This is a genomic window from Flavobacterium beibuense F44-8 (assembly GCF_000769915.1).
Lineage (GTDB): Bacteria > Bacteroidota > Bacteroidia > Flavobacteriales > Flavobacteriaceae > Flavobacterium > Flavobacterium beibuense.
The window spans coordinates 1-13,063 of record NZ_JRLV01000019.1 but is presented as its reverse complement, the minus strand read 5'-3'; the positions used below and the strand labels follow the sequence as shown (position 1 = coordinate 13,063).

The window sequence follows — 13,063 nt, the reverse complement described above, 5'->3', positions numbered from 1 at the left end:
AATTAATTATGGGGATTACATTACTTTATTTTACTAATTGGCTTAAACGAGGCAATACACTGTTGTACTTGCTTTTGTTGTGCTCTTTTAGTGCGTTACAGGCGCAAACCACTGTTTCAGGTACCGTGACAGACAACACTGGCTTTGGTATACCGGGAGCCAATGTTAGTGTTAAAGGCACCAATACAGCTATTGCTACTGATATAGATGGAAATTATGCCATCGAAGCGCCTGAAAATGCTGTTCTTGTATATACCTTTATAGGATATGAAACTCAGGAAATAGCAGTAAAAGGACGTAACGTACTTAACGTTACCCTTGAGGAAAACTCACAACTTCTTGACGATGTAGTCATAATTGGTTATGGCGCTCAAAAGAAAGACGATGTTAACAGTGCGGTATCCAGCATTCGTACTAAGGACATCGAAAACCTAAAACAAACCACTGTGGACCAAATGATTCAGGGTAAAGCAGCAGGTGTTTCGGTTACAAACAACAGCGGGCAGCCGGGTAGTGCTGTTTCAATCAGGGTTCGTGGTACAACATCAATCTCAGGTACTAACGAACCTTTATACATTATAGACGGTGTGCCTATCTCCGGCGACGGTACTAACATCTCTACCAGCGGAAGACCTATATCGGGTAGTGATTTCTCTTCAAACGGAGGCGCAGGTAATAACGCTGTGAGTCCGCTTTCCATGATTAACCCTAACGATATCCTTTCTATAGACATCCTAAAAGATGCATCAGCTACAGCTATTTACGGCTCAAGAGGTGCTAATGGTGTAATCATTATTACTACAAAATCAGGTAGAAAAGGTGAAGGTAAAATCGCTTATGAAGGCTACACTTCTATCCAGAATATTTACAAAAAACTAGACGTTCTTGACCTACAGGGCTATGCCAAACAACAAAAAGCATTATGGCTGGCTTATGGTTTTAACGAATCAGACTTCCGTCCTGAGTTTCAGCATCCTGAACTTTTAGGATCAGGTACCGACTGGCAGGATGAGGTATATCAAACAGCTTATTCACACAGCCATCAGCTTTCATTCTCGGGAGCTAAAGACGCTACCAGATATTATATATCAGGTGGTTTTCTTGATCAGGAGGGTATCCTTTTAGGTTCAGGATATAAAAGATACACCATGCGTGTTAACCTTGACTCACAGGTTAAAAGCTGGTTAAAAGTAGGTGTAAATGCAAACACGGGTATTACTAACGAAAAGCTTACTATTAACCAGAGTTATGGTGGTATAATAAGCAATACATTACTACAGGCTCCGGATATACCTGTTAGAAATCCTGACGGAAGTTTTGCAGGACCTACAAGTAACGACCTTAACTCTACTTATTTTAACCCGGTTGCTGAGGCGCTTGTTAAAGACAATAAACTGGTACGAAAAAATTTCCTTGGAAATGTTTTTGCTGAAGCCGACATTATTGACGGGCTTAAATACAGAATTGAAGTTGGTGCTAATACTGAATTTTCTGAAAACACCGATTTTACTCCTTCTTACAGTTGGGGTGTACAAACAAACCCTAGTGCCGACTTAATGGAAAGAAGACAAAACTGGTACTCGGTTAACATTAAAAACCTGCTTACATATACAAAAAGCTTAGGTAAACATAACTTCACATTACTTGCAGGTCAGGAAGCTAACGACAGTCACTGGGAAGGTCTTGTTGCAACAGGTACAGGTTTCCAAACCAACAATGTTTATGGCTTAAACCTTAGTGACCCTGCACAAAATAAAGTGACAAGCTACAAGGGCAGCCAGGCTTTATACTCATTTTTCGGACGTTTAATTTATGACTTCAATGATCGCTACGGACTTTCAGCTTCATGGAGAGCAGACCGTTCGTCTAAATTTGACCCGACTACAGATAACCAGTGGGGTTACTTCCCTGCAGTTGCTGTTTCATGGAAACTTTCTAACGAGTCGTTCATGGAAAGTACACGTAAATATATAGACAACATTAAGTTCAGGATAGGTTATGGTGAAACCGGTAACCAGCAAATTCCAAACAACAGGTATACGGCTTATCTGGGTCAGCAAAACTCAGGTATTGGCCCTGGTTTCCTTCCTTCAAACTTCCCTAACCCTGATTTAACATGGGAGTCAATGCAACAAACCAACTTTGGTCTTGACTTTACAGTTCTTGGCGGTAGGCTATCGGCTAACCTTGACTACTATGTTAAAAAATCTGACGGATTCCTTTTCCAAATGCCGTGGCCTTTATACCTAACAGGTGGTGGTGGCCAGTATGGTGGTGTTGATGCTCCATACTCAAACCTTGGTGAAATGGAAAACAGAGGTTATGATATTACCTTAAACTATAATACAAAAGGCTCAGGTGATTTTTCATGGAGTTCTACTCTTGTATTCTCACACTATAAAAATGAGCTAACAAGCTTATCTAATGGTTTATCTCTAACTCAGGAAGTAAACACTAACGGTTACCAGCCAGTTGTTGTAACTAATACCGAAGTAGGTTCTCCTATTGGTATGTTCTACGGATATGAAGTAGTAGGGCTGTTCCAAACTATGGACCAACTTAACAATGCTCCTATACAGTTTGACCAGTCTGTTGGACAAGGCGTTGGGCAAACATGGCTTGGTGATGTTCAGTACAAAGACGTGAACGGAGACGGTGTTATAGATGCTAATGATAAAACATTTATAGGTAACCCTCACCCTGACTTTACTTTTGGTTTTACTAATACTTTTAACTACAAAAACTTTGATCTTTCTGTTTTTGTACAGGGATCTTATGGTAACGACGTAATGAACCTTACTTACAGAAACGGAACACAAAACGGACAGTTGTACCAAAATGCACTTACAGATGCTGCAAATTACTGGACACCTGAAAACACTGATACTAATATCCCAAGGATAGTTCCCGGTAATGCTAACACTAACGTACAGATATCAAGCCGTTATGTTGAAGACGGGTCTTATGCAAGAATCCAAAACCTTACTTTAGGTTACTCTCTGCCACAGGACATCGTTTCTAAAGTAAAAATGTCAAGAGTACGTATTTACGGCTCTGTTCAAAACCTTCATACCTTTACTAAATACAAAGGCTATGACCCTGAAATTGGTTCATTTAACCAAAATCAGCTACTAACAGGTATTGATAACGGACGATACCCTTCACCAAGAACTTTTTCTGTAGGAGTTAATGTAGAATTTTAAAAAAAATGAAAATGAAAAGATTTTTTAATCTATACAAAATATGTAGTTTGGCATTAGCACTTACAATGCTTGCCTCCTGTGCCGAAGAGTTTACAAACCGTCCGCCGGAAGATACTATCTCTTTAGACAGCTACTACAGCACAAATGAACAGGTTACATCGGCCACAAACGGTATGTATGCCAGAACCTGGTTCCAGTTTCATAACAAGTTTTTCTTTGCTGTTGCCGAGGTAGGTTCGGGCAATATGTATACAGGATCGAGCGACGTTAATGCCATGAGAACCTTTTCTCTAAATGGTAGTGACCCTGAACTTGTTAACGGATGGAGCTCTTTATGGGCAAATATCGCTCAGGCAAATCTTATTATTAACTTCTTACCAGACCGTGTTGGACCGGGTGTAAGTCCGGAAGTACTTCAAAACACTATTGGAGAAGCTTATTTCATGAGAGCTACTGCTTATTTCTATTTAGTAAGACTTTGGGGCGATGTACCAATTATTGAAAACAACCTTGATTTTGCATCAAACCCTGTAATCAATAAAAATAGAATTGAAGATGTTTATACTTTAATCGAAATGGATTATCAGGCAGCTATTGAAAATCTATACGACAAAACAAGATCTTCAAACTACACTGCTAATGCACGTGTATCTAAAGGATCTGCTAAAGCAATGTTGGCTAAGGTTTACCTGTATCAGCAAAGATACAGTGATGCAAGACAAATGGCAGAAGAAGTAATAAACAGCGGAGAGTTTAAATTGCTTGGTGGTGAATCGTTACCTGATAAAAGTTTTGGTGATTTATTTACGTATCCTAACAACAATAACGAAGAATCTATTTTTGCTATCCAGTGGGTAACCGACGGTAACTATGGTTCTGCCAGCAACTGTAATACTCAGTTTGGTATCAGTACGGCAGCAATCACAACATCAAACGCTTCATATGGTGGAGTATTTGGTCCTTCTCAGGATGCAATCTTCAATATATACACTGAGCCGGGTGATGTAAGAAGAAAAGAAACTATCATGATGCCGGGTGATGAATACCCTAACATAAAAGTTCGTATTAACAGCGGTACTGAAGAACAAACAGGGTTTATTGTTCCTGATGCAGACCAGATAGGCGGTCAGGGAGCCGGTGCAGCCATTAAAAAATACTGTATTGGTATTGTGAATGGTGATGTTACAGGCCCTATAGATGCTTGGAATATGATGGAAAACAATACTTATCTTATGAGATATGCTGACCTGTTACTTATACATGCTGAAGCTATTCTTGGAGGAGCCGGAAGCACTTCGGACGCAAGTGCATTAAGCTCATACAATGCTGTAAGAAACAGGGCAGGTTTACCTAGTGTTAGCTCTTTTACTTTTGATGAACTTTTCCTTGAAAGAAGACGTGAACTTTGTTTTGAAGGTGATTTTTGGTTTGACCTTGGAAGAATTCCAAGAGCACAGGCTATTGCTATTATGGCAGCTCAAAACAGAGGTAATAAAGATCTTGAAGAACATTTTACTCCGGATGAATCTGACTTCTACCTGGACTACCCTGATAATGAAGTAGCTAAAAACCCATTATTATTAGAGGATCCGGTACCATATTCATTTGACTAATATTAAAAAACAGAGTTATGAAGAACTTTAGATTAAAACATATATTGGGCTTACTTTCTGTATTCGCAATATTATTTGTGGTCTCATGTAGTGATGACGACAGTATAAAACCCGGGAAACCGAGTATTGAAAGCGTTAGCTATGCAGAAAACGATTCGCTTGTAGAGTATGGCTATGCTAACAACATGTATATTGTGCGTGGTACCGGATTTACAGGTACCGAAAAGATATACTTTAACGACGTTGATACTTATTTCAACCCAACCCTTGTAACAGATGGAGTTATTTTTGTAACTATTGACGAAGACACTCCTTATGAAAATGCTTCAAACGAACTTAAAGTGGTGACACCTCGCGGTACGGCAATATATCCGTTTGTAGTGGCGCCACCTGCTCCTACTTTAAAAAGTTTCCAGCCAATAAATGCTGCCGAAGGAGAAGAGATTACTATTTATGGCAAATACTTCCTTGATCCGGTAGTTACTATTGATGGCGTTGAGGCAGAAATCGTTTCAAGCAGTATTGATAAGATTGTAGCAATTGTACCTGCAGGCTCTAACGGAAAATATGTGCAGGTAGAAACTATATCAGGGGCTTCAAAGTGGGACACTGCTATTGGTACTGCCATTTATGATGATGCTTTCTACGCCCCTTGGGATATTGAAGCCTGGAACAACCATGAATATATAACTAATGAGGCCGATGCTTACCAGGGAACTACTTTCATAAAAAAGGAAATTGCCGGATGGGATAACATTCAGGGTAACTGGAACTGGGATGATCAAATCTCTCAATACACAGGTATTCACTTTGCTGTACGCTCTGACGATGCAGGTAAACTGGTACTTATTTTTAACGGTGCTAATTGGGGAGATGCAAACTTTGCATTTGAAACTACCGAAGAATGGATTGACTTCCGTTTCACTTGGGAAGAACTTGGCGGAATGCCGGAAGCCCTACAAAACATTTCTTTCCAGGAATTTACCGGAGAAACACACAATTACTATTTTGACAACTTCGGTTATACCGTAGACTAATAAGCTCATACATTCTAATTTTGTTTTTTGTGAAACATTCCCTGGTTATAAATCAGGGAATGTTTTAATCATTTATAGCCAGTAATGAATACCAATCATAAAATAAGAATACTGTAAACAGCATTAAAAGCCCAGCATTTTCGGCATCCGAATTAAACGAAATAAACCGCATAATTAATATATAGTACAACCTCGCATAAAACTTTAAGAATGAAAAAAATTATTTATAGCATTTTAAGTTTGGCACTAAGTATAACGGCTTTTGCTCAGGGAAATGTTTATAAACAGGAACCAACAAAATTTGAAGGCCTTGCCATGACTCCGCCAATGGGATGGAACTCATGGAACACCTTTGCTACCAATATTGACGAAGATCTTGTAAAGCAAACTGCTGATATTATGGTATCATCGGGTATGAGAGATGCCGGGTATACTTACATAGTGCTTGACGATGGCTGGATGACGCGTGAAAGGGATGAAAACGGAAACTTAGTACCCGATCCTAAAAAATTCCCAAGCGGAATGAAAGCGCTTATCGATTATGTTCATTCTAAAGGTTTAAAATTCGGACTATATAACTGTGCCGGTACAAAAACATGTGCAGGATACCCTGGCACCAGAGGTTACGAATATCAGGATGCCCGTTTTTATGCATCATTAGGCATTGATTTCTTAAAATACGACTGGTGTAATACAGAAGGTATTAACGCTACAGAAGCATATACTACAATGAGCAATGCTCTTAAAACTGCCGGAAGGCCTATACTTTTCAGCCTTTGCGAATGGGGTGATAACCAACCTTGGGAATGGGGCGAACCACTGGGTAACATGTGGAGAATATCGGGTGACATCTATCCTTGTTTTGACTGCGAATTCAAACACCCTGAAAACTGGTCTTCATGGGGTTTCATGAAAATTGTTGACATGAGAAAAGGTATCAGGAAATATTCGGGACCAGACCATTGGAATGATTTTGACATGATGGAAGTAGGTAACGAAATGAACGATACCGAAGATAAATCGCATTTCAGTATTTGGTGTATGGTGGCTTCTCCGCTTATTGCAGGTAACGACTTTAGGAGTATGAGTAAAGAAACACTGGAGATACTTACCAATAAAGATATGATTGCCATTAATCAGGATAAACTGGGCATACAGGGTTTTAGATACAACAGCGATAACGGACTTGAAACATGGGTTAAACCACTTGAAAATGGGGACTGGGCTATTGCTTTTCTTAACAGAAGCGAAGAAGACAAGAGTATTAACTTTAACTGGAAAGAGCATACTATTAAAGATGATATTTTTAACTTGGAAACATCTTTTGACTCTGCTGCATACGATATTTATGACGTATGGAATCATAAAAAAAGCGGAACTACCAAAAAAGCATTCAAGGACAAAGTTGCTTCGCATGACATTGTAGTGCTTAGGCTTTCTAAAAAATAAAAAATGACAAACAGAATAAAACATATCGCTTTTTTGTTGCTCTTTAGTTTTACAGCTTTTGCACAGGTTTCAAAACATGGGCAGCTAAGTGTAAAGGGCACTAAACTTACAGATGAAAAAGGCAAACATGTAATGCTGAGAGGTGTTAGTTTTGGCTGGCACAGCTTTTGGCCCCGTTTTTACAATCAGAATGCTGTAAAATGGCTTAGAGACGACTGGAATGTAAATGTGGTACGTGCCGCTATGGGTATTGAAGTAGGTAATGATACTTACATACAAAACCCACAGTTTGCTACAGAGAAAATAATGACTGTTGTTGAAGGAGCCATTACAAATGATATTTATGTAATAATAGACTGGCACAGCCATAACATTAACCTTGAGGAAGCAAAGTTGTTTTTTGATCAGGTATCAAAAAAATATGGCAACTCCCCTAACGTAATTTATGAAGTATTTAATGAACCGGATGACGAAAGCTGGGCTGACGTTAAAGCTTACAGTGAAGAGATTATAAAGATTATAAGGAAAAATGACCCTGATAATATTATACTGGTAGGCTGCCCACACTGGGATCAGGATATTAACCTCCCGGCTGCCGATCCTATTAAAGGTTTTAACAACATAATGTATACCGTTCACTTTTATGCTGCTACACATAAACAGGAATTAAGAGATCGTACCGATAAAGCTATTGAATCGGGATTACCAGTATTTATATCTGAAAGCGCAGGTATGGAAGCTAGTGGCGACGGACCAATGAACTATGACGAATGGCAAAACTGGATAGACTGGATGGAAGAGCGCGGGTTAAGCTGGATAACATGGTCCATATCCGACAAGGATGAAACCTGTAGTATGCTAAAAAAATCGGCCTCCTCTACTGGTGAATGGAAAGAAAAACACCTGAAAGAAAGTGGTATTAAAACCCGTAATTATTTAAGATTACTGAACAAACAATAAGTTAAGTTGAGTTAGTTTTGTAATTTGAGAGAGCCTCACGTTAAGTGGGGCTTTTTTTATGATACACAAAATACCGCACTGATTATTTTTATTTATATTCGCCGAAAAATAAACATTTATGAAAAATTTAATTTACCTATGCCTTGCAGTCTGTATGGCTACAACTGCTGGATTTGCACAAAAAATTACCGATAAAGACTTACAGGGCACATGGAACCTCGTAGCTTTAGATGCATTAAGCTCTCAGGGAATTTATTTAGATCTTGCTAATAATGACGTAAAATTTTCGGAAGAAGCAGAAGCACAGGCTCCGCCGGAAGCTCTTGCTCAGGCAAAAGAAAGCATGGGGCCTACAATAGATATGCTGAAACAAATGAAAATGATTATAAACGGAAATGAAATAAAACAAAGTATTCCGGGTGACGAGCAAACTGGCGTATATAGCATTGTCAATGAAGAAGATATGCAAAAGCTTAAAATAATTTATGCTGACGGTACCGGAGACAATGTAGAATTTTACATGAAAGACAAAAAACTTCATGTAAATCTAGGTGAAGACGGCTTATTTATATACAGCAAAGAACAATAATTACTTTGTAAGAAAAACAAAAAGAGCTGCCATAAGGCAGCTCTTTTTGTTTTTAAGCAGTTTTTTCCTTAACAAAGGTAACAAGCCCCTACAAAAAGCAGGATTACAGAAATAAACAGGTTACAAACACCTATACTCCTAAAGCGTATATTGTTTCTGTCTATTCCCGCCAGGATTAGCTTCCCCGATGCTAATAAAAAGAAGGCTCCAAACGAATAACATAAAACCTGATACATAATCATAGATTTTTAAGTGAAACATTAGGCTTTCTTTTCTTTTTCTTTTAGCGCATTTTTAGTTATTCCCCCAAACATAACAAGTAACAGATGCAGGTGTTTAGTGCCATGTACAAGGACAGTTACTGATACCCTGGAATATATCCAAACCAACAGTTATCATATGTGTACCACTGTTATAAGCAAGAAGCTCATTTGTGGTTAACTGATATGAGTAAGCAAAATAGAAATTTGAAACGTTTAATCCAACCATTGGACCAATATTTATTGGATTTCCTAACTGATCGTTAAGAAAACGGTAGCTACCCCCTATCCAATAGTAGTCATCACCGTCCATATAACGGAATTTAAGGTTAATATCTGTAGTAGATCTTCCGTCACTTTCAAAATACTGAACGAATGAAGATGGTTCTACCTCCCAATTACCGCTTCCTTTAAACGTATAACCTGTATAAAACTGATAGTTTCTAAGCCTGTTAGGTTCCTGTATTGCAAAAATATCAAGATCCTTGTTCAGTATATTAGCACCGGTAGCGCTAATATAAAACTCCCCTATTCTATACAGTAATGCAACATCAAAGTTGTGGTTCACAACATAACGATTGTTGTTTATAGAAGGATCGGGTGTTGTGATATTCTCAATATCTACCTTAAACTGGTTAAGGTTGTAGGAAATACCAAACGAAAGGAACTGATTAGTATACTTGTCTAATATAATATGGTGTGCAAAAGATACTTTACCACCATACTGCCTGGTATTACCATTACGGTCATTATATAAAAACATACCAATACCCGTATTATCGGCTATCCTTAAATCTGCCGCCAGCGATTGCATATCAGGAGCATCTTTAATTCCTACCCATTGTGTAAGTCCGTTAAGCCTTATTTTCACATGGTCACCAATACCTGCATAAGCAGGAGAAATAATATAAGGGTTATCTGCCAGATACTGTGTATGTGTTGGTATTGTTAACTCCTGAGCACGCATTACAAATGCTGTAAGTAGTAAAGTTAGGAGGAGAAAAGTTTTTTTCATTGTGTGTGTATTTTGGCCTTGTTATTTAATTCAAGCCATGGCTGCCTTTGCAGCCATGGCTATTTATGAATTTATTATCTGAAAATAGTAAAGTGTCCGACAAACTCTCTGTCATCCTCAGGATTATTTAGTTTTACAATATACCAATAATCTCCTGTTGGTAACTCCTGTCCGTTATATCTACCATCCCACTCCTGTCCTTGTCTAAGTGTAGCCAGTTTACGACCGTACCTGTCGAATACAAAGAACTCAAGGTTAGGGTAATTTTCTGCATGACCCGGTGCCCATGTATCATTAATACCATCGTCATTTGGTGACATAACATCCGGAAGGATAATATCTACAAACTCATAGTATAATGATTTCTCTGCCACACAGCCTCTGCTATCGGTTACGGTTACCACATAGGTTCCTGTTGAGTAAATCTCAAACACGTTATCTGTTCCCATATCCTCACCGTTTAAGGTGTAAGTATAACCTCCTGAACCTCCGGTTGTAGTTGCCGTAATCTCATTAATATCAGATTCAGCAAGTATCATAACCAGTGCAGTAGTATTTGTTACTGTTACAGGTTCAGTACTGTCTATACATCCTGACTCATGAAGTACATCTACCACATAAGTTCCGTCTGCAAGATTAGTGAACGTATTACTTGTTTGAGGAACACCTCCGTTTAGTGAGTAGGTTACCGCACCCTGTACGGCTGTCTCAACATTTACCGTAAGTACATTTTCATCACAGTTGTAAACAAGTTCCGGTTGTGCATTAATCATTATTGGTGCATCAATCCATACATCTATAGAGGCTATACATCCGTTAGCATCCTTAACATAAATGGTATAGGTTTGTCCGCCATCAAGATCTGTATACATATCCTTACCTACTTCAAACGGCTCGTCCATATCCATACTTGTTGAATATGGTGCAGTACCACCTGTTATATCAATAAGAATTGCTGCATTATCATCGTTCTCACAAATTTCCGGATACACTTCAACTTCTGTAAGTATTATTTCCGAAGGCTCGTCTACAGTAGCTGTATACTCTTTATAACATCCTGTTTCATCCTGTACTCTTACAGTGTATTGACCTGCTGCAACGTTAAACAAGTTATTTTCGGTCATATCAAAGTCTGGAGAGATACCATAGGTAAGTGTACCTATTCCTCCCGAACCGTTTACTGTAATTGTACCGTTATCTTCACCGTTACAAAGCGCATCTACAACTGTTAATACTCCAAGAATTGGTTTTTCATGCCTAACCATTACGTTTCTTGTAGTAACACATCCGTTAGCATGCATTACATATACCACATAGTTTCCGTCAGGAAGGTCTGTAAATACATTTGATGACTGGTAGTTCACTCCGTCAAGAGAGTACATAACATCATCAACAATTGCAGGGTTGATGTTAGTAACCGTAAGCATACTTAACGATACGTTGTTTGTACATATTGGAGTTACCTCAACTACCGGATTAAGTACAACACCGTGCTCTATATTAAATACTATAGGTACAATTTGACATCCTGCCGCATCCTGAACAAACAGTACATGCTGACCACCGTTAAGGTTTGTATAAGTAAACTGATCCTGGATAAAGGTTACACCGTCTAAACTTGTTGAGTATGGCGCAGTACCACCAGATACTGTTACTGTTATACTACCGTCGTTAGCATTATAACAAGTCTCTCCAGTCCAATCGGCTGATGCTATAATCTGAGTTTCAGACTGAGTTATAACAACGTTGTTTATTACCTGAACACAACCTAACTCATCTCTTACCCTTATGGTATATGTACCTGCAATTAGTGAAGAGAAGGTATTATTAGTTGAATAGGTATATATAGGAGAGATAGCATATTCTAACTGACCTGTACCTCCTGTTGCTGTAACTATAATCTCACCCGTATCATCGCCATAACAAATTACGTTTTGAATAACGGTTGCAGTAGCATTTACAGGCTCATGGCTTTCTACATCAAAGTCAACCGTTTGGATACATCCGTTTATGTGTTGCACATAGGCCGTATGTGTACCTGCCGCAAGATCCATAAATGTATTTGAAGCCTGATAGCTAATTCCGTCTACAGAATACTGAACTTCACCTAAGTATTGTGCATCAATATTAATTGTTACTACATTACCCGGCATGTTGTTCATACAGTTTGCCACAACATCTACATTTGGCTGAGTATTAACACCCTGTTGGATTACAAAATCAATAGGAGTTATTGTACAACCGCTGTCATCAGTTACGTAAATAGTATGAGCACCTGCTGCAAGATCTGTGTAAGTAAACTGATCCTGAACAAAGGTTACACCATCTAAACTTGTTGAATATGGAGCAGTACCTCCTGTTACAGAGATTGTAACCGAACCGTTTGCATCTCCAATACAAGTTTCATCAACAGCTACATAAGTTGCAGCAAGAGCTTCTGCCGGAGTAGTTATTGTTAAAGTTGCTGATTCAACCTCACAACCTATACCATCGGTCACTCTTACTGTGTAAGTACCTGCTGCAAGGTTAGAGAATACGTTTGATGAACCGTAAACAAAGTCTGGAGAGATTGCATACTGTAACGTACCTGTACCACCCGAAGCAGTTACTGTAATCTCACCTGTTTCTTCACCAAAACATAGTACATTATTAACTACCGTAGCCGTGTCTATTATAATAGGCTGTAGCGTATTGATAGTGAATGTTGTTGTTTCTATACATCCGTTAGCATGCTGAACATAAGCTGTGTAGTTACCCGGTGCTAAGTTATTGAACACATTTGATGCCTGATAAGTAGTACCGTCTACCGAGTATGTCAAATCAGCAGGATCAAGTGTTTGAGATGAAGCTACACTGATTGTAACCTCATTACCCGGTACATTGTTAGTACAGTTATCCACAACACCTGCACTCGGAGTCATATCGGCTCCCGGCTCA

9 protein-coding genes are annotated in these 13,063 nt (G+C 38.8%); 6 read left to right on the top strand and 3 right to left on the bottom strand.

The features are described 5' to 3' along the window. The first annotated feature begins 8 nt into the window (after nucleotides 1–8). The 6 genes from Q763_RS13965 to Q763_RS13940 all read left to right on the top strand — a co-directional run bounded on the left by Q763_RS13965 (nucleotide 9) and on the right by Q763_RS13940 (nucleotide 8,851). Nucleotides 9–3,203 carry a SusC/RagA family TonB-linked outer membrane protein gene (locus Q763_RS13965; RefSeq protein WP_052123451.1) on the top strand — a complete coding sequence of 1,065 codons (3,195 nt, stop codon included), beginning with the start codon at nucleotides 9–11 and terminating at the stop codon, nucleotides 3,201–3,203. A gap of 11 nt (nucleotides 3,204–3,214) precedes the next feature. Continuing rightward, nucleotides 3,215–4,816: a RagB/SusD family nutrient uptake outer membrane protein gene (locus Q763_RS13960; protein ID WP_232297527.1), complete on the top strand. Its 1,602-nt coding sequence runs from the start codon at nucleotides 3,215–3,217 to the stop codon at nucleotides 4,814–4,816. Between the two features lie 17 nt (nucleotides 4,817–4,833). Then, on the top strand, nucleotides 4,834–5,853 hold the full coding sequence (locus tag Q763_RS13955; RefSeq protein WP_052123450.1) for an IPT/TIG domain-containing protein: 1,020 nt from the start codon (nucleotides 4,834–4,836) through the stop codon (nucleotides 5,851–5,853). 210 nt (nucleotides 5,854–6,063) lie between these two features. After that, nucleotides 6,064–7,302: a glycoside hydrolase family 27 protein gene (locus Q763_RS13950; RefSeq protein WP_035135382.1), complete on the top strand. Its 1,239-nt coding sequence runs from the start codon at nucleotides 6,064–6,066 to the stop codon at nucleotides 7,300–7,302. Nucleotides 7,303–7,305: 3 nt separating this feature from the next. Next, entirely contained in the window at nucleotides 7,306–8,262 is a 957-nt protein-coding gene (locus tag Q763_RS13945; RefSeq protein ID WP_052123449.1) for a glycoside hydrolase family 5 protein, read from the top strand. Between the two features lie 118 nt (nucleotides 8,263–8,380). Then, on the top strand, nucleotides 8,381–8,851 hold the full coding sequence (locus Q763_RS13940; protein ID WP_157499448.1) for a hypothetical protein: 471 nt from the start codon (nucleotides 8,381–8,383) through the stop codon (nucleotides 8,849–8,851). A gap of 68 nt (nucleotides 8,852–8,919) precedes the next feature. On the opposite strand, the gene Q763_RS17850 is transcribed toward Q763_RS13940, so the two are convergent. From Q763_RS17850 to Q763_RS13930, 3 genes are all read right to left on the bottom strand, one after another. Next, nucleotides 8,920–9,087, bottom strand: a complete 168-nt coding sequence (locus tag Q763_RS17850; RefSeq protein ID WP_157481403.1) for a hypothetical protein — start codon at nucleotides 9,085–9,087, stop codon at nucleotides 8,920–8,922. 100 nt (nucleotides 9,088–9,187) lie between these two features. Beyond that, on the bottom strand, nucleotides 9,188–10,126 hold the full coding sequence (locus tag Q763_RS13935) for a PorP/SprF family type IX secretion system membrane protein (RefSeq protein ID WP_035135378.1): 939 nt from the start codon (nucleotides 10,124–10,126) through the stop codon (nucleotides 9,188–9,190). Nucleotides 10,127–10,200: 74 nt separating this feature from the next. Further along, nucleotides 10,201–13,063: T9SS type B sorting domain-containing protein (locus Q763_RS13930; RefSeq protein ID WP_035135376.1), on the bottom strand; the 2,863-nt coding region annotated here is incomplete at its 5' end.

What these genes read in the sequence shown, in the direction of transcription:
- Q763_RS13965 (WP_052123451.1), top strand. Translation starts at nt 9, where the DNA reads ATGGGGATTACATTACTTTATTTTACTAATTGGCTTAAACGAGGCAAT.
- Q763_RS13960 (WP_232297527.1), top strand. Translation starts at nt 3,215, where the DNA reads ATGAAAAGATTTTTTAATCTATACAAAATATGTAGTTTGGCATTAGCA.
- Q763_RS13955 (WP_052123450.1), top strand. Translation starts at nt 4,834, where the DNA reads ATGAAGAACTTTAGATTAAAACATATATTGGGCTTACTTTCTGTATTC.
- Q763_RS13950 (WP_035135382.1), top strand. Translation starts at nt 6,064, where the DNA reads ATGAAAAAAATTATTTATAGCATTTTAAGTTTGGCACTAAGTATAACG.
- Q763_RS13945 (WP_052123449.1), top strand. Translation starts at nt 7,306, where the DNA reads ATGACAAACAGAATAAAACATATCGCTTTTTTGTTGCTCTTTAGTTTT.
- Q763_RS13940 (WP_157499448.1), top strand. Translation starts at nt 8,381, where the DNA reads ATGAAAAATTTAATTTACCTATGCCTTGCAGTCTGTATGGCTACAACT.
- Q763_RS17850 (WP_157481403.1), bottom strand. Translation starts at nt 9,087, where the DNA reads ATGTATCAGGTTTTATGTTATTCGTTTGGAGCCTTCTTTTTATTAGCA.
- Q763_RS13935 (WP_035135378.1), bottom strand. Translation starts at nt 10,126, where the DNA reads ATGAAAAAAACTTTTCTCCTCCTAACTTTACTACTTACAGCATTTGTA.